This window comes from Colwellia piezophila ATCC BAA-637, assembly GCF_000378625.1.
Lineage (GTDB): Bacteria > Pseudomonadota > Gammaproteobacteria > Enterobacterales > Alteromonadaceae > Colwellia > Colwellia piezophila.
The window spans coordinates 51962-69730 of record NZ_KB905169.1; the positions used below are offsets into that span (position 1 = coordinate 51962).

Annotated in this window: 13 protein-coding genes; 7 read left to right on the top strand and 6 right to left on the bottom strand. The window is 37.9% G+C overall.

Features of this window, described 5'->3' with window-relative positions:
• Positions 1-341: 341 nt before the first annotated feature.
• Positions 342-701, bottom strand: a complete 360-nt coding sequence (locus tag F580_RS0116525; RefSeq protein ID WP_019028862.1) for a hypothetical protein — start codon at positions 699-701, stop codon at positions 342-344.
• Between the two features lie 126 nt (positions 702-827).
• Here F580_RS0116525 and F580_RS0116530 point away from each other — a divergent pair, with 126 nt between their 5' ends.
• Positions 828-1103, top strand: coding sequence for a hypothetical protein (locus F580_RS0116530; protein WP_157443150.1), 276 nt, complete (start codon positions 828-830; stop codon positions 1101-1103).
• A 29-nt stretch (positions 1104-1132) separates the two neighbouring features.
• Positions 1133-1411 carry a hypothetical protein gene (locus F580_RS0116535; protein ID WP_019028864.1) on the top strand — a complete coding sequence of 93 codons (279 nt, stop codon included), beginning with the start codon at positions 1133-1135 and terminating at the stop codon, positions 1409-1411.
• A 612-nt stretch (positions 1412-2023) separates the two neighbouring features.
• On the opposite strand, the gene F580_RS0116540 is transcribed toward F580_RS0116535, so the two are convergent.
• From F580_RS0116540 to F580_RS0116560, 5 genes are all read right to left on the bottom strand, one after another.
• The gene (locus tag F580_RS0116540) at positions 2024-3079 is read right to left on the bottom strand and encodes an aldose epimerase family protein (protein WP_019028865.1); all 1056 of its coding nucleotides are present in this window, start codon (positions 3077-3079) and stop codon (positions 2024-2026) included.
• Entirely contained in the window at positions 3079-4104 is a 1026-nt protein-coding gene (gene galE / locus F580_RS0116545; protein WP_019028866.1) for a UDP-glucose 4-epimerase GalE, read from the bottom strand. The genes F580_RS0116540 and galE overlap by 1 nt, the downstream gene beginning before the upstream one ends.
• 126 nt (positions 4105-4230) lie before the next feature.
• Entirely contained in the window at positions 4231-5805 is a 1575-nt protein-coding gene (locus tag F580_RS0116550; RefSeq protein ID WP_019028867.1) for a sodium/sugar symporter, read from the bottom strand.
• A gap of 117 nt (positions 5806-5922) precedes the next feature.
• Positions 5923-7095 (bottom strand): galactokinase, encoded by a 1173-nt coding sequence (galK, locus tag F580_RS0116555; RefSeq protein ID WP_019028868.1) that lies wholly within the window; start codon positions 7093-7095, stop codon positions 5923-5925.
• Positions 7095-8138, bottom strand: coding sequence for a UDP-glucose--hexose-1-phosphate uridylyltransferase (locus F580_RS0116560; RefSeq protein ID WP_019028869.1), 1044 nt, complete (start codon positions 8136-8138; stop codon positions 7095-7097). Before F580_RS0116560 ends, galK begins: the two co-directional genes overlap by 1 nt.
• A gap of 163 nt (positions 8139-8301) precedes the next feature.
• On the opposite strand from F580_RS0116560, the gene F580_RS0116565 reads away from it, so the two are divergent.
• From F580_RS0116565 to F580_RS0116595, 5 genes are all read left to right on the top strand, one after another.
• The gene (locus F580_RS0116565; protein WP_019028870.1) at positions 8302-9312 is read left to right on the top strand and encodes a LacI family DNA-binding transcriptional regulator; all 1011 of its coding nucleotides are present in this window, start codon (positions 8302-8304) and stop codon (positions 9310-9312) included.
• A 649-nt stretch (positions 9313-9961) separates the two neighbouring features.
• The gene (locus F580_RS0116575) at positions 9962-11539 is read left to right on the top strand and encodes a sulfatase (RefSeq protein WP_019028872.1); all 1578 of its coding nucleotides are present in this window, start codon (positions 9962-9964) and stop codon (positions 11537-11539) included.
• A 41-nt stretch (positions 11540-11580) separates the two neighbouring features.
• Positions 11581-13848, top strand: a complete 2268-nt coding sequence (locus F580_RS25605) for an alpha/beta hydrolase fold domain-containing protein (protein WP_019028873.1) — start codon at positions 11581-11583, stop codon at positions 13846-13848.
• Entirely contained in the window at positions 13841-17125 is a 3285-nt protein-coding gene (gene lacZ, locus F580_RS24755; RefSeq protein ID WP_019028874.1) for a beta-galactosidase, LacZ type, read from the top strand. Before F580_RS25605 ends, lacZ begins: the two co-directional genes overlap by 8 nt.
• 65 nt (positions 17126-17190) lie before the next feature.
• Complete coding sequence (locus tag F580_RS0116595; protein ID WP_019028875.1) at positions 17191-17739, top strand: CC0125/CC1285 family lipoprotein; 549 nt, start codon at positions 17191-17193, stop codon at positions 17737-17739.
• Positions 17740-17769 lie beyond the last annotated feature (30 nt).

The window sequence follows — 17769 nt, forward strand, 5'->3', positions numbered from 1 at the left end:
CTTGTATACCTTATAAAAATGTAAAATTTGACGTCTACATATATTTCAAAAAATAAAAAATATTCACTTGCCTTTTAATTTCGTCCGATCAGAATATCTGTTCTGACAAATAAAAAACAGACTCATTTACAATAAAGGAACGGGTGTAAACAAACTAAAGCAACCTGTTAATTTATTGTGACAAATATCTAAAAGTGAATAAATACGACTAACACAACCTTCAATGTATTGAACTTAAAAAAGATTTGTATTCAATAGCATGTTTAATAAGTTCATTGAAACATCTAGCCAAGAGATTGGGGATCCGATTTTAAAATTAATGATACTTAAATTTGCAATACTTATATTGGAGAGAACAAAGCAACATCTGGTAAATATTTTTTAACTAATAGATGTACTGTTGGATCATCATCAAAAACAGCTTCAACTTGCTCTTGTTTAAATGCGATTATTTTTTGATAAAGTAAAATCTCTTTTCCCACTAGCTCAATCGGCTGTTCTTCGGAGTCACCACTCCAATCAGCAAAATATATGTTCGAATAGTTAATATTTAATAACTCTAGTTCTTTTATTGTATGTTCAATTGACTCTTGTGTGTTTTGTCGAGAAGTAACCACTACAGCTTCATTCGCATGGCTAATTTGTGAAAAAAAATCAGGGTACTTGGTGATAGTGTCATCAATATCTAAGGCTATTTTCATTTGTTTTGGTCACTCTTATCATTCAGGGAGTTTAAAAGGAAAAGCAAAAATAACATCGTTCCCGGAAGGTCAACATCCGAATCATCTGTTTTAATGCTCTCATCACTTAATAACAGTCGTAAAAATATGGCAACAGACAAACAATGCTCTGACGGTTTAGCCGATCTTTCTTTGCAAGATCTTAAAGATGTACTTGATTGGTCATTAAAGCAATTATATTTGAGCCATGTTGCTGGCATAACAATGATGTTACTGGTGCTAACGTTATTCTTAATCGATCTAGCGAGCTTTTCAACCGTACTATTACCTGTTATCTCTTGGCTCAATCAAATGCGTTATGACCGCTTTTCGGAAAGTAGAATAATAAAATGCGCCATCGTTTACCGAGAAAAAATCTTTTAAAGAAATATACCTAAATAAGGAACATTAATATGAATACACAAGAAGAAACGCTGTGGTTATCTGAACTAACCGATGATTTTTTAAAAGAAGCATGTATTTGGCCAAGCAATATGATGAAACTTGTCCATGTTACTGGCATTCTTACTACATTACTCTTAGTTTTTGGTAGTATTAATTTACAAGTTTGGACTTTTACAGGTTCAATTTCAGCGCTTATCTTAATTGTTTATAAGGGTTACGTTTATAACAAAGATATCTGTTTAATAAGATATGAATTACAACGTCGACAAAATAGAAAAGTTCGCTAAATTTGGATAATGATTATTTGCCTAATATACTTAACAAAACCCTCTAATGCTTCAGTTAAGGTAATTTGAGTAATATTGGGTTGCGGGGCTAAGTATTGAACGACTTCAGGGATAGTTAGAATTCATCAGTACTTTTTGTTTCGTTAATAAGTTCAATTAATAGCGCTAAATAAGTAAATTGTCTCAGTTAATCCTGCAGGACTGATTTAAAAAGCTTCAGACATAAGAAAGCCGTTGAATATCAACGGCTTTCTCTGTTTCTAATGTGACGGTGCGATATAAATTTTAACTCTACGTCGTAGGTGCTGCGCTACAAACCCTTTACAGTTTCAAGAATTACTCCTAATCGATAATAATCAATTAGTTAGCTTTTATATTCCGGATAACGAATTCTGCTACATAACGCCCCCAAAATAACGTCAATTGTCTACAGAACTGTCAATACTATAATGTGTTGACGCACCGTCCCCTCAAGAATAGTCACCTAGAAAACATAAGTAACTTAAATACAAAACTTACATGTAAACCATTGTTCTATTTGTGTAAAAAAAGTAGCAGTACCCATCATTTGAGATCAATAACTTACAACTGAATTTGCAACCAAGTGCTGTTCTAATTTATCGACTCAAATTCATAAGTAATTCTTCGTTGATATTGTTGATTAGGCTGCAATACATTACTAGGAAAATTTTTATTATTGTCCGCATCGGTATAATTTTGCGCTTCTAAACATAAGCCTTGGTATGAACCAAACTTGCCACTTAAGTAATATCCCGTATAAAGCTGTATTGCTGCTTGATCGGTATAAACAGACAAACTTATTTGATTTTTTAATGAAGTAAGGATTGCCTTAGGCTGCTCGAACGGCGCGTTATCCAAAACAAAACAGTGATCATAACCGTTTTTTGTTTTAAGCGATTCATCTTCAGTATTTTGTTGTCGATAACCAATAGAAGTAGGCTCTCTAAAATTATAATCTGTCTCTGCTACCGAAATAATATTCCCCGTAGGTATATTAGCGGTGTCAGTTTCAAGCAATGCCGAAGACATCATTTGTAAATATAGTGATTGGCAATCTTTTTCACCCAAATTAAAATATGCATGGTTAGTCAAATTTATTGGCGTAGCTGAATCAGTATTAGCCGAGTATTGTATGCTTAGTTTATTGTCAGCACTTAACTTATAAGTGACAGATAATGCTAATTGTCCTGGAAACCCTTGGTCTCCATTAGGGGAAACAAGCAATAAAGTTACCGAAGAGTCGGTGACGGTTTCTTTATCGATTTGCCAAAAGCGCAAAGAGAAATTATCAGGTCCGCCGTGTAAACAGTTTTCACCATCATTTATGGGTAACTGATATTGACGGCCAGCAAGCTCAAACTTACCGCCAGCAATGCGATTACACACCCGACCACAAGTTGCCCCTAAATAAAACTCATCCGTTAAGTAATCGGTTGCTGATGCATAACCAAGTATCATTTCCGTTGCTTTAGCATTAACTGGAAACTTAATTGACTTAATTCTGGCACCAAAGTTAATGATTTCAACTGACATGCCATAGTCATTGGTCAATGCTATTAATTCTAGTTCTGATTCCAATTCGGTTGCCATCTCTAATTCCAATTCTATTTCTGCTGTTGTTTCCAGCTCTGTTGCCAAGTAAGTCATTAATCTAAAAACCCATTTGGATTGTTTGATTGCCAGCGCCAAGTATCCGTCATCATTTGTTCTAGGCTTCTATTGGCGTGCCAATTAAGTTCTTTATTTGCTTTACTGGCATTGGCCCAAAAAGCAGACAGATCCCCAGCTCTTCTTGGTGATACTTCAAAGGGGATAGCTTTATTAATGGCTTTTTCGAAAGCTTGAACAATTGCAAACACTGACACCCCGTTACCTGTGCCTAAATTAAAAGCTTCAACACCGTTAAATTCACTGTGACGATCTAACCAGTCTAATGCTGCGACATGCCCTTGAGCTAAATCCATCACATGTAAATAATCTCGTTCACAGCTGCCATCTTTAGTAGGAAAGTCTTCACCAAAAACACTGAGTTTGTCACGTTTACCGACGGCAACTTGGGCAATATAAGGTAAAAGATTATTGGGAATGCCTTTTGGGTCTTCACCAATTTCACCACTTTCGTGAGCCCCAATAGGGTTGAAATAACGTAAAGATACGCCTCTAAACTTGTTATCCGAGAGCGCTAAATCGGCCAGTATACGTTCAACCATGACCTTGCTAGCGCCATAGGGGCTTGAAGGCGACCCTAGTTTCATTGTTTCCACATAGGGCACGTCATTTTCTTCACCATAAACCGTGGCTGACGAACTAAAAATGAAATTATGCACCTGGTATTGCTGCATAACTTCGAGTATACAAACGGTGCCATGGACATTATTTTGATAATAACGTAACGGTATTTCTGCCGATTCGCCAACCGCTTTAAGTGCGGCAAAGTGAATGACGGCATCAATATCAGATTGTTTAAATAGCTGACTTAATTTTTCTTTATCGCAGATATCACCTTCAACAAACTTAACTTTCTTTGAGGTAAGCTTTTCAACCCGCTTAATAGACTCAAGACTTGAGTTAGTTAAATTATCATAAACGATAACGTCGTAATTATTTTCTAATAACGATAAAACCGTATGGGAGCCGATATACCCGGCCCCGCCTGTGACTAATACTTGCATTATTTGTCCTTCAAAAAAATGAAAGGTCAATTGCTTATCCTTTTTATGAGCAAATGGATGGCAATTGACCTTTTTTTATACCAATTTGGTATTACTGTTCAGATGATTATTTTTCTATAACTTTGTTTACCACCAAGTAGCGTATAAAGCTATTAGGATAAGTATCACACCCACAGCAGCAACATTAAATGACTTAGTTGTTTCAAAGCTGACATCATCTAAACTAACACTGTTATCTTCAGTAGGCGGTTTACCTGCCATAGAGACAAAGTAACAAAGCGCTAAACATAACAAGAAGACTAAACCAACACGGTCCATAAACGGTAGTTCAGGCCAAGCAAATTTAAGTATTAGCGAAAATACCGCGGAGCCTAAGGCTGCTGATAATGCGCCCATTGAGGTAGCTCTTTTCCAAAACATACCCAGAACAAATATCACCACTATGCCTGGAGTAAAGAAACCGGTAAATTCTTGAATATATTGGAACGCTTGGTCAAACTTACCCAATAATGGCTGAGCTACGATTAAAGCGATACATAATGAAACTAATGCAGCAATACGGCCAATATGGACATAGTGACGTTGACTCTCATTAGGTTTAAAGCGGCTATAAAGATCCATGGTAAAGATGGTGGAAATACTATTGGTCATTGAAGCTAATGAAGACACTATCGCAGCAACTAAAGCGGCAAAGACTAAACCTTTAATGCCAACAGGCAACATTGCCATCATCGATGGGTAGGCTTGATCTGGCGATGTTAACGTTGGATAAAGCACAACCGCGGCAATACCAGGTAAAACAACAACAATCGGCATGAGCAATTTAAGGTAGGCAGCAAAAGCAATGCCTTTCTGCGCTTCTTTGAGGTCTTTAGCGGCCAAGGCACGCTGAATAATATACTGGTTAAAACCCCAATAACTAAAATTCATTACCCACATACCGCCAAGTAATACCGAAATACCAGGAAGGCTCATGTAATGTTCATTTTCTGGGCTTAAGATCATATCAAAATGCTCTGGCATTTGGTCGGTCAGTATGCCAAAACCAACTAACATGCCTTGACCATCAGCAACTGCATCTAGCGCTATATAACTCAGTAACAGTCCACCAAACACTAATAACACGACTTGTAAGATGTCGGTAAAAGCAACCGCCTTTAGGCCACCATATAAAGAGTAAGCCACTGAGAAAACGGCTAAGAATATCATACCGAACATCCAATCTACACCAGCAACGGTTTCAATAGCCATACCACCTAGCCACAATACCGCAGTTAAATTAACAAAGGTGTATACCGCTAGCCAAAAAATGGCCATGGTCGTTTTTACCTTATTATCAAAGCGTTGCTCAAGGTATTGCGGCATGGTGAATATTTCATTTTTCAGAAAAATAGGCAGCATATATTTACCGACTATTACCAAGGTAATCGCAGCCATCCATTCGTAAGAAGCTATGGCTAAACCAATCGCATAACCCGAGCCAGACATACCGATAATCTGCTCTGCGGAGATATTTGCGGCAATTAAAGAGGCACCAATTGCCCACCAAGGTAACGATTTACTCGCTAAAAAGTAATCTTCGGTATTCGCGCCTTCTTTTTTTTCATTTCGAGAAACCCACAAGGCAAGACAAAGCAGCCCTATGACATAGACAATAAAAATTGTGCTATCTATGGTCCCCAATTTATTTGTAAATTCCATCGTTTGTAACCCTTACTTTTTAGTTATTGTTTTAGTTATAATAATTTTTTACGCTAGTTTTATTTTTATTCATTTAAATTTTATTTGATTCACTTTAGCCAATTACACCTCAGCTAGTTATCTAAATGCACCTTGTGATGCAGTACAATGATAAATACTTGCTGTTAAGCCAAATTCTTGCTCATATTTACGGTTGACAATATCCGTTACCTCGGTCACTAAGTTATTAGGCACTAGAGCGACGACACAACCACCAAAACCACCGCCGGTCATGCGAACGCCGCCTTTTGTACCCAAGACACTATCAATCATTTCGACTAAGCCATCCATTTCCTTGGTAGTCACTTCAAAGTCATCACGCAAAGAAATATGAGACGCCTTCATCTCGGCACTAATGGTTGCCATATCATTGGCTTTTAACGCCTTTAAGGTATTCACGGCACGAGTATTTTCACTCACAACGTGACGGGCGCGTTTGAACAGCTCTGGCTCAATTTCCTTTTCGGCAGCATTAAGCTGTGCCATGGTCACATCCCGCAGAGCAGAAACACCAAAGTACTTGGCCACCGCTTCACATTGTTGACGTCTTAAGTTATAGGCACTATCAACCAAGCCACGTTTTACATTGGAATTAACAATAAACAGCGTTAAGTCATCTGGAATAGGCGCATCTTCAAAAGATAAGTCTTTGCAATCAAGTAACATAGCATGACCTTGCTGCCCCATGGCCGAGATAAGTTGGTCCATAATGCCGCAGTTACAACCAACAAAATCATTCTCGGCTTGCTGTCCAATAAGCGCGGCATTAATACCATTTAACTCTAATTGATAAAGCTGAGTAAAGGTTTTTAAGATAGCTATTTCAAAACTGGCCGATGAACTTAAACCGGCACCTTGTGGTACATTACCGGTAACCACTAAGTTTGCACCGTTAATTTCAGGATGCTTTTTCAGCAATGCTTGTAATGTTCCTCTAACATAATTACTCCACATCATCTGTTGATCAAACACTATCTCAGTCAAACTAAATTCATTAGTTTGTTGGTCACAATCGTGGGCATAAACTTTAATGATCTTATCGTCGCGCACAGAGGCTGCAATAGTAGTACCGTAATTAATCGCTGCCGGCAGGACAAAACCGTCATTGTAATCAGTATGGTCACCAATGATATTAACTCTGCCAGGTGCATGACAAACGAGCTCAGCCGAGTGTTGAAATTGTTGCTCAAATAAAATTTGCACAAGTGCTTGTTGTTCAAGTTCTTTTTGTTCCAGTGCTACTGAAATCATTAACTTTTTTCCTTATAGTGAGTAGCAGGTAAATCATGCAGTCTTTTTGCTGCTTGCTCTGCAGTAAGATCTCGTTGCGCTTCAGCCATCATTTCATATCCGACCATAAATTTACGCACCGTGGCCGATCTTAATAGTGGCGGGAAGAAGCTGGCATGCAGAGTCCATTCATCATGTTGTTGGCCATCAAAAGGCGCACCGTGCCAACCCATGGAATAAGGGAAAGAACACTCAAATAAATTGTCATACTTGATGGTAATTTGTTTAAGAATATCTGCGAGGGATAATTTTTGCGCTGCATTCAGCTCAGTTATACGTGACACGGTAAAGCGTGGTAGTAATAAAGTTTCAAACGGCCATGCTGCCCAGTAAGGTACTACAACTAACCAATCATCATTTAGCACCACAATGCGTTCTCTATTATCGACTTCTCTATTTACATAGTCTTCTAATAAATTGCTGCCATGTTGCTTAAGGTAAGCCAACTGAGCTTTTTGTTTTTTCATCACCAAGGTTGGTAATTGCTGTTGCGCCCAAATTTGTCCATGAGGATGTGGGTTAGAGCAACCCATAATACTGCCTTTATTTTCAAAGACCTGTACGCTGGTATAGGTTTTACCTAATTCTTCACATTGACTTTGCCATGTATCAACAAGTCGAGAAATCTCCTTTACTGATAGCTCTGGTAAGGTTTTACTATGATCCGCTGAAAAACAGATTACACGACTCTCACCCTGCTCTGTGGCCATTTTAAAAAGTGGATCATCACTGCTCACAATAGGAGTATCTTGTTTTATTGCGGCAAAATCATTGGTAAAAACAAAGGTATCTTTATAATCATCGTTAACTTCACCATTTATACGAGTATTGCCCGCACATAAAAAACATTCTTTGTCGTAGGCCGGTCTTTGCTGTTCATCAAGCTTTTCTACCTGCCCTTGCCATGGCCTTTTTGCTCGGTGAGGAGAAACCAACACCCACTCATCAATCAGTGGGTTATATCTTCTGTGAGGGTGTTCCGTGGGATCAAAATCTACAGTCATAATATTTTAAATAGTTATAATTGAAAGCATGAAACAAAGGGTAATCGTTTACCCTTTGTTGTGCAAGTACTAATTTAAAGTTTCAGGTATCTTGATGTATCACCTATATTTAGTGTATATTCAACCAACTCAATAAGAAATAAACAATGTAAACATTTACCCTATGGCAACAATAAAAGACGTAGCTCGTATTGCTGGTGTATCCGTGGCATCCGTATCACGGGTATTAAATAATGGCCCTAAAGTCAGTCAAAAAACCATTGCGAATGTCACAAAGGTAATGAAAGACTTGAACTATACCCCTAATGCCAATGCTCGTGCCTTAGTCACACAAAAAAGTACCACCCTAGGTGTTGTTATTCCTGATCTAGTTGATCCATTCTTTGCATCATTAGCTCATGGTGTTGAGCAAGTGGCCCGCAAAAAGAAAATGCAACTACTATTAAGTACGGGGTTGGTGAGCGCAGAAACAGAAATGCAAGCCATCACTTTACTTATTGAAAGGCAATGCGATGTGATGGTGGTACATAGTAAAAAACTATCCGATCAAGTATTAATTGAATTAGCGGGTAAAGTCCCTGGCCTAGTGTTGATTGATCGCTATATTGAAGAAATAGCACACCGTTGTGTTTGGTTAGATAACCTTGAGGGTGGAAAAATTGCCGCTCGCCATTTATTGGCATTAAATCATCAAAGTTTTGCCTGTATCTCGAGTAAACATCAAATAGATGATCCTCGTTTAAGAATTGAAGGTTTTCAGCAAGAGTTAAAGTCTGCCAACGTAAATCTTGCTTCAGAATTAATTGAGTTTGGAGAACCAACGCTTCAAGGGGGAGAAATTGCTACTCAGAACCTGTTAGCATCTGGTAAAAAATTTACAGCTATATTTGTCTACAACGATGCCATGGCTATTGGCGCCATTTCTACCCTTGAAGATAACGGTTTTAAAGTACCTTCAGATATCTCTGTTCTAGGCTTCGATGATGTTCTACTGTCAAGGTATTCTAGACCAAAGTTAAGTACCCTCAATTACCCTGTAGAAGAAATGGCCATGCAAGCAGCTAACATCGCACTAGAGCTAACCGCTAAGCATGCAGAAATTAATGAAAGCAAAAACTATAAACACATTCCTAGGCTTGTTAAACGAGAATCTACAAGTTTCAAACCAAGTTAATCACGGACTTTGATCTATCTTTGTTTTAATCGATTGTTTAAACAAACCCTTCTGTAAAATAATTTTGAGACGTTTTAAAAACTATCAAAACCTTAGTAGTAAACTAAGGTTTTCTATCTAAGGCTATTGAAGCTTAAAAGTCCCAACTAAGATATTTTACCAGTGAGCTTACTCAAAATACCTGCCCTTATGTCCAAAAAACCCAAAACAGGACAACGTTACCATTAATACCAAAAAAAAATGAGATAATGCTTGCGAAGTATCGCTTAAATAGCATACCTTATACTAAGTTTGTGATTGGGCAACGTTCCCACGCATGGTGTATTATCGTTTTGTAAGGTTAAAAATAACAATGCTTTTTTATCCACACTTATTATTGCCGCTTGCCAGTCAACACAAAACAATAATAAAAATCAATCAAATTTAAATAGGACTGATTGGCAACAACTTCGTTTTTCTCAAGATGATATTGATAAAAGTAGTTAGTTGAATTTGTATGAATTTCGCCTGACGGCTGACAATTAGATGTCCAAATCAGGCTATGTTCAGCATAAATAATTGAGTATTTGGCAAACTAACAAGGCTCGTCAAATTTCGATTGAAGAGTTTGCAGCAGGTCGAGAAAATTAAAACAATACAAAGGTCAGCAATGAAAACAATTCTACTATTAATTACACTAGCAGTATCAAGCCTACAAATAAGCTTGGCTCAAGGCACTGTCGCAAAAGCGACCCAGCCTAATATCGTTGTGTTTCTAGTTGATGATATGGGGTTAATGGATACTTCAGTGCCCTTTATAACGGACGGAAAGGGTCAGCCGATAAGTCAGCCTTTAAATAACTGGTACCATACACCAAATATGGAAAACCTTGCCACTAAAGGGATTCGCTTTAGTCAATTTTATGCGCAAAGTGTTTGCTCCCCAACGAGAGCGTCTTTACTTACTGGACAAAATGCTACACGACACCATACCACTACGTGGATCAAGCCTGACGAAAATAATGGCGGAAAATTTGGACCAAAACAATGGAATTGGCAAGGGCTAACAAGCTCATCAGTAACCTTCCCTCAGCTGCTAAAAAATGCAGGCTACAAAACTATTCACATTGGTAAGGGACATTTTGGTCCATTAAAAAGTGAAGGCGCTGATCCTAAAAATATCGGCTTTGATGTTAATATCGCTGGCGCGCCATGGGGACGTCCAAAAAGTTACTATAGTCACAATCACTATGGTAATCACCCAAAATATAAACAAAAAAACAAACCGTTAACGCATAATATTCCTCATTTAGAGGCTTACTATGACAAAGATATCTTCTTAACTGAAGCGCTGACGCTTGAGGCTAATAAACAAATAGCTCAAGCCACATCCGAGAATAAACCTTTTCTGCTTTATATGTCGCACTATGCAGTTCATGCGCCATTTGATAGTGACCCTAGATTTGCCAAGCGTTATCAAAATAGAGGGAAATCTAAGCAAGCTCAAGCGTATGCCACCTTGATGGAAGGAATGGACAAATCTTTAGGAGATATAACCAGTAAACTCGAACAATTAGGTATCGCAGAAAATACCTTAATACTCTTTTTAGGTGATAACGGCTCGGATGCTCCGTTAGGGAAAAATGATGCCATTGCTAGCTCAGCGCCACTTAAAGGAAGAAAAGGCACCAGTTGGGAAGGCGGCATGCGCGCACCATTTATTGCGGCTTGGGCTAAACCAAATAAAAATATGGCGATACAAAAACGCTTCCCTATTGCTCAAAATAAGATAAATACGCAAATTGCCACGGTATTAGATATATACCCAACAATACTCTCTGTGGCCTCTGTGCAAAATCCATCATCACAAGTAATTGATGGGATTAATTTAACCAAACAACTGTCTGGTCAAATAAACACCAATCGTAAAAATAGCTTTTTGATGCATTTTCCTCATGAACATAGGCATTCTTATTTTACTAGTTATCGTTTAGATAACTGGAAAGTTATCTATAACTATTTACCAGAAGTGAAAACCAAGCATAGAAAAAAACAAGTAAAGCGCTATCAACTTTATAACTTAAAAAATGATCCTACAGAATCTAATGATCTCGCCTCATCTCAGCCAAAAAAACTCAAAGAAATAATGACATCAATGATTACTGAATTGAGAAGACAAAATGCACAATATCCTATAGATAAACAAGGTAAAACGATCAAGCCGATACTCCCTAAATCGAGTATTTAACTAAAGTCCAAATAAAAGAACTAAGAGAGCAAAAAATCACTATGAGATACTGCTTAAAATTAATAATACTCTTTATTCTAGCCTGCAATTTAATTGCTTGCTCTAACAATACTGATAAGCAGAATAGCGCTTCAATTACAGAAAGTAAGTCTATTGATGATGCAACGCCAAGTAAGCTTATTCAATACAAGAAAATTGATGGTATCTCACTGTCTTTACATATTTTCAATCCTAAAGACCACAAAGCAAGTGATAACCGCCCAGCGATTGTTTTCTTTCATGGTGGTGGCTGGAATGGCGGCTCACCTCATCATTTTTATCGTCACAGTCAACACTTAGCTAATAAAGGCATGGTTGCCATTAGTGCTCAATATCGTGTATTAAAACAACATGGCACCGAGCCTAAAATGAGTGTTATGGATGGTAAATCTGCGATGCGATGGGTTCGCTCTCACGCTAAAGAGCTCGGTATAAATCCTAACATGATCGCCGCAGGCGGTGGTTCAGCTGGCGGACAAGTTGCAGCGGCTACAGGAACAGCAACAACCATTGAAGATCCTAATGATGATTCATCTGTCAGTTATCGACCTAACGCATTAGTGTTATTTAATCCTGTATTTGATAATGGTCCTGGCGGCTACGGCCATGGACGAGTGAAAACCTACTGGCAACAGTTCTCTCCTCTGCACAATATTACTGAAAATACGCCTCCTACTATTGGTTTTTTTGGTGAGTTAGATACTGCCATTAAAGTTCCTTCTGTGCTGAAATTCAAAAAACGTATGAAGGAAGTTGGTGTTCCTTTTGAAATGCATATGTATAAAAATCAACCTCACGGTTTTTTTAACGAGGTTAAATTCGAAGAAACCTTATTAGAAATGGAAGTCTTTCTGACTAAGTTAGGCTTCATCTCTCCCGTTAAGTCAACGAACAGCAACACTTATTACATTGATAGTAAAAATGGCAACGATCAAAATTCAGCGCTAACGCCAAATAAACCATGGAAAAGCCTTACAAAAGTCAATCAGCAAACTTTTCAACCGGGTGACCGACTCTTATTTAAGGCTGGTTCTCGCTATAATGGCGTACTAGAACCAAAAGGTAGTGGCACAAAAGGTAAGTCAATTGTCATAAGCTCCTACGGTGTTGGCAATAAACCACTCATTAATGGTTGGGGACAAAAGCTTCATACCTTGTTATTACACAATGTCGAATATTGGGAGGTTAACAACCTTTCTATAACCAATAAAGGTAAAAGACCTCAAGCCAGACGTCGCGGTGTCATTATTAGCGCTAAAGACATTGGAGAACTACACCATATTGTTTTAAACAACCTAGAAGTTCATCAAGTAAATGGCAATTTAAAGAAAAAAGAAGGGGCTGGTGGTGGTATTGTAGTTATAAACCGTGGCAACAAAATACCTACTAGATTCATTGATTTACAAATTTTAAACTCTCACATTCATCATGTAACACGCAATGGCATAAATTTTCATGGTAACTCACGAAGAGATAAATGGTTTCCCAACTTAGGTGTACTCGTTAAGGGTAACTTAATTGAACAAGTTCCAGGTGATGGCATTGTTATCATTGCTAGTGATGGCGCCATTATTGAACATAATATTCTACGAGATTTTCCCGATACTTTACCTAAAGGTGATGCGGCAGCAGGTATTTGGCCTTGGAGTGCCGACAATACCATCATTCAATTTAATGAAGTAAGCGGTCATAAAGCTAAATGGGATGGTCAAGGCTTCGATTCTGATTTCAACTCATTTGGCACTGTCATTCAATATAACTATAGCCACGATAATTATGGTGGTTTTTTATTAGTGTGTAATAAAGGCCAATCACTTGGTCAAAACAATAATAAAGGTACTGTTGATACCATCATTAGAGGCAATGTCAGTATTAATGATGGCATACGTCCCTACCCGACCCATGCAGGCATTTTTTCACCCACATTTCACATCACAGGGCCTGTAGAAAACACCCAAATTTACGACAACATTATCATAGTACCGAAAAAGCCAAAGCATGTTGATAATACCTTAATCGATATGGATAACTGGGGTGGCCCTTGGCCAGTTAATACCCTGTTTGAAAACAACCAATTCTATTTTGAAGATGAAATAGCGATAAAACACAAAGATGTTAAAAGCTTTGTGTTCAAGAAAAACCATTTATCTAAAGCGATTCACGGCATAGCAAATAACGAGAACTACATCTCAACAGATAATCAATTTAACTTGAAAGAATTAAAGCGCATGGCGTTAAATACACTTAAAGAGTATAAAGATAATGAATAAAAATAAACTTACCCTTGCTATTTTAACCGGCTTATTGACATTATCCGGATGTAACAGCAATCAAGATAGCGCAAAAACAACAAATACAGCTCAAGCAAAAAATGTGACCGAAAAAGCTGATTATTGGCAGGATTTAAGTATTTTTAAAGTAAATACCGAAGCGCCTAGAGCTACTTTTGTTGCTTATGATTCTGCAGAGAAATTATCTGCTGACGACTATGCAAGCTCACCTTTTTACAAATTACTCAACGGTAACTGGAAATTTAATTGGTCAGCTAACCCATCATCAGTACCAATAGATTTTTTCAAACCTGAATATGATGTTTCAACGTGGGATGAACTACCTGTACCTGCTAACTGGCAAATGCACGGTTACGACTACCCTATTTATACCAATATCACTTATCCCTTTCCATTAAACCCTCCGTTTATGCCTGAAGATGACAACCCAACGGGTGCTTATCGTACTAATTTTACCATACCTAGCGATTGGGATGGTCAGCAAGTTTTCATCCACTTTGGTGGGGTAAACTCTGGGTTTTACCTATACATCAATGGCGAAGAAGTGGGTTACAGCGAAGGCTCTAAAACTGCTGCTGAATTTAACATCACTCAATATCTAAAAGCAGGTGACAATGTATTAGGGGCTAAAGTTATTCGTCATACCGATGGAAGTTACTTAGAAGATCAAGATTTTTGGCGTGTGTCAGGTATTGAACGTGATGTTTACTTACATACTGCCCCTAATGCCCATGTAAGAGATTTTTTCGCTAAAACGTCTCTTAAAAATAACTACAAAGACGGTATATTAAACCTAGCCATAGACGTAGCAAACAAAGACGATGCAGCACAGTCGGTAAAAGTGAAAGTTACCTTAAGTGATGCTAATGGTAAAGTGGTCGCTTCACAAAATAGCTCAGTGATTGTTATGGCCGGTAAAGAACAAACAATTAATCAAGAATTCAATGTTAAAGATGTATCTGCTTGGTCTGCAGAACTACCAAGCCTCTATCAATTAACGATTGAAACTCAATATAGTGATGATACACCAACACAATATATCGGTGAGCAAATAGGCTTTAAATCAGTTGAGCTTAAAGGCGGCCAATTCCTTGTTAACGGCAAAGCGATATTACTAAAAGGTGTTAATCGTCATGAACATGATGAGCGTACCGGCCATGTTGTTAGCCGTGAATCGATGTTAGCCGATGTTAAATTATTAAAAGAAAATAATTTCAATGCAGTTCGCACCTCACACTACCCTAACGACCCATACTTTTATCACTTAGCCGATAAATACGGTTTATATATCGTTGATGAAGCAAATATCGAATCTCATGGTTTCTATTATGAACCTAAAAATACGCCAGCGAACAAACCTGAATTTGAAGGTATGCATTTAGATCGCATTGAACGTATGGTTGAACGTGACAAAAACCACCCTTCAATTACCTTCTGGTCTATGGGTAATGAAGCAGGTGATGGCGTTAACTATTTAAAAGCTTACGACTGGATTAAACAACGTGACGATTCACGTTTGACCATCTATGAAAGAGCTAATCACGTAGACAACAAAAAACAATACCGTAACCATCAAGATGCAGAAACATGGATGTACGCAAAGGTTGATAAACTCAAAAAGAAATACATAGGTAAATACCCTGACCGACCGTTTTTTTGGGTTGAGTATGCTCATGCCATGGGGAACTCTAGCGGTAACTTTAAAGAGTATTGGGACTTTGTTCGAAGTGAAGACCAGGTGCAAGGTGGCTTTATCTGGGACTGGATGGATCAAGGTTTAATCAAAAAAGATAAAAATGGCAACGAGTATTGGGGTTACGGAGGCGACTTTGAGCCTGAAGGTGTATTTAACGATAATAACTTTGTCTTAAATGGCTTAATTAACCCAGATAGAACTCCACATCCTGGGTTAATTGAAGTTAAAAAAGTCTACCAAAACTTACACTTCTCTAAAGTAGGTAATACGCAATACGAGCTTTATAATGAAAACTTCTTTGTTGATTCTTCAAGCAACGATATCGCTTGGCGTTTAATTGAAGATGGCATTGTAGTAGAAACAGGAGAAGTTAACGTTGTTGCTCAGCCACAAAGTAAAGCTTCTTTTGATTTAGCAAAACCGCTGCCAAGCTTAACAGCAGGTAAAGAATACTTTATTAACTTTTACGCAACAGCAAAAGGCCAACATCCTTTAGTTGATAAAGGCCACTTACTTGCCAGTGAGCAAATATTATTACAAAAAGGTGCTGTAACTAAATTTGATAAACAAGCTGCTGGAGAAGTGACTGTTGTTCAAAACGCCGATAGTACTGTTGTTAACGCTGGTTCGGCAAGCCTTCGCTTTGATAAAGCGGGCTACTTAACTTCTTATCAATTTAATCAAACAGAGTTATTAAAAGAACCGCTTAAATTTAACTTATGGCGCGCCCCAACAGATAACGATTTTGGCGGTGACAAGAAAGCTTACGTTATACAAGCAAAACTGTGGAAAGACGCAACATTGAACCAAGTGAGTAAAGGCATAAAGATTGTTTCTGAGCAACCTAATTCAATAGTGCTTGAACAAACAGTAACACTTGCTGAAGCGGAGTCTACAGTGACTTACCAGTACTCCATTAATGGCCAAGGTAAAGTGAAAGTGGATGTGGCGTTCCATTTTTCCGGCAATAATAAGGCTAAAGTAAAAATCAAAGACGTAAAAGGCAAGGTCAACAAGTTTAGTGCAATCCCACGCATTGGTTCAAATTTCCAAATGCCAGTGGATTTTGATCAAGTCACTTATTACGGTCGTGGTCCACATGAAAACTACTGGGATCGTAAAACCTCTGCTTTTGTTGGTATATATCAAGGTGAAGTAAAAGATATCGCTTTCGACTACATTCGTCCGCAAGAAAATGGCAACCGCTCAGATTTACGTTGGGTAACGTTAACTAATAAAGCAGGCGTTGGCTTAAAAATATCTGGTTCACCTTCATTTGATTTTAGTGCGCACCACCAACCTATGAGTGACTTTGATCCAGGCTTTGAAAAAGCGCAACGTCACTATACTGACATCGTTAAACAAGACTTGGTGAGTGTAAATGTCGACTTTAAACAAACAGGTATAGCTGGCGATAACAGTTGGGGCGCACATGCATGGGATAAGTATCAGTTAAAAGCGAAAGACTATAGTTACTCTTTCACCTTAACACCTATTGATTCTGCTCCTTCGTATACGACTAAGCAGACGATAAAAATAGGTACACATAACGACTTATAAAAAATATAAAGCCCAATTGATTAAATTGGGCTTTATATCACACTAATAAAAATAGGAAAATAGAAATGGATTTAAAGAAAGTCATAATACTGATTTGCATAATGTTTTTGTCAGGATGTGCTTATCAACCTACTCCTTATAAAGTTGTTCAATCTGTAGAATATGTCAAAGGAGGGCTAGCAGGCCAATATAAACTCGGCGTAACCGAGCAACGTATATCAGATAATAGATATGTGCTCACCGTTAAATTAGATAGTGGTAGCTCTGTAGTAAGAGCGCAAAAAATGTTAATGCTACATGCTGCAACTATGGCAATCAATAATGGTTACGATTCGTTCACCGGAGGTAAAAATAAAACAGGAAAATGGTGTCAAGGCAGCTCGAATAGATCCACGGGTCAAAGGTCTATCAATGACGGTGGACCAACTGTAACAGTAACGGTAACTTTTGTTGACTCTAAAGGTCAAACGAATAAAAAGAAAAAGCGAAAAATTAAGAATGCTGCAAAAGTAATTGAAAAATTTAGCTCAGAAGTTAATCAAATTATCTCTTCTGAACAAGCAAATTCAAATACTGACACTATGTTGAAATCATGTTGGGATAGTCGATATTAATTTTAGTGGGACCGGTTAACTAACTTCGGT

What these genes read in the sequence shown, in the direction of transcription:
- F580_RS0116525 (WP_019028862.1), bottom strand. Translation starts at nt 701, where the DNA reads ATGAAAATAGCCTTAGATATTGATGACACTATCACCAAGTACCCTGAT.
- F580_RS0116530 (WP_157443150.1), top strand. Translation starts at nt 828, where the DNA reads ATGGCAACAGACAAACAATGCTCTGACGGTTTAGCCGATCTTTCTTTG.
- F580_RS0116535 (WP_019028864.1), top strand. Translation starts at nt 1,133, where the DNA reads ATGAATACACAAGAAGAAACGCTGTGGTTATCTGAACTAACCGATGAT.
- F580_RS0116540 (WP_019028865.1), bottom strand. Translation starts at nt 3,079, where the DNA reads ATGACTTACTTGGCAACAGAGCTGGAAACAACAGCAGAAATAGAATTG.
- galE (WP_019028866.1), bottom strand. Translation starts at nt 4,104, where the DNA reads ATGCAAGTATTAGTCACAGGCGGGGCCGGGTATATCGGCTCCCATACG.
- F580_RS0116550 (WP_019028867.1), bottom strand. Translation starts at nt 5,805, where the DNA reads ATGGAATTTACAAATAAATTGGGGACCATAGATAGCACAATTTTTATT.
- galK (WP_019028868.1), bottom strand. Translation starts at nt 7,095, where the DNA reads ATGATTTCAGTAGCACTGGAACAAAAAGAACTTGAACAACAAGCACTT.
- F580_RS0116560 (WP_019028869.1), bottom strand. Translation starts at nt 8,138, where the DNA reads ATGACTGTAGATTTTGATCCCACGGAACACCCTCACAGAAGATATAAC.
- F580_RS0116565 (WP_019028870.1), top strand. Translation starts at nt 8,302, where the DNA reads ATGGCAACAATAAAAGACGTAGCTCGTATTGCTGGTGTATCCGTGGCA.
- F580_RS0116575 (WP_019028872.1), top strand. Translation starts at nt 9,962, where the DNA reads ATGAAAACAATTCTACTATTAATTACACTAGCAGTATCAAGCCTACAA.
- F580_RS25605 (WP_019028873.1), top strand. Translation starts at nt 11,581, where the DNA reads ATGAGATACTGCTTAAAATTAATAATACTCTTTATTCTAGCCTGCAAT.
- lacZ (WP_019028874.1), top strand. Translation starts at nt 13,841, where the DNA reads ATGAATAAAAATAAACTTACCCTTGCTATTTTAACCGGCTTATTGACA.
- F580_RS0116595 (WP_019028875.1), top strand. Translation starts at nt 17,191, where the DNA reads ATGGATTTAAAGAAAGTCATAATACTGATTTGCATAATGTTTTTGTCA.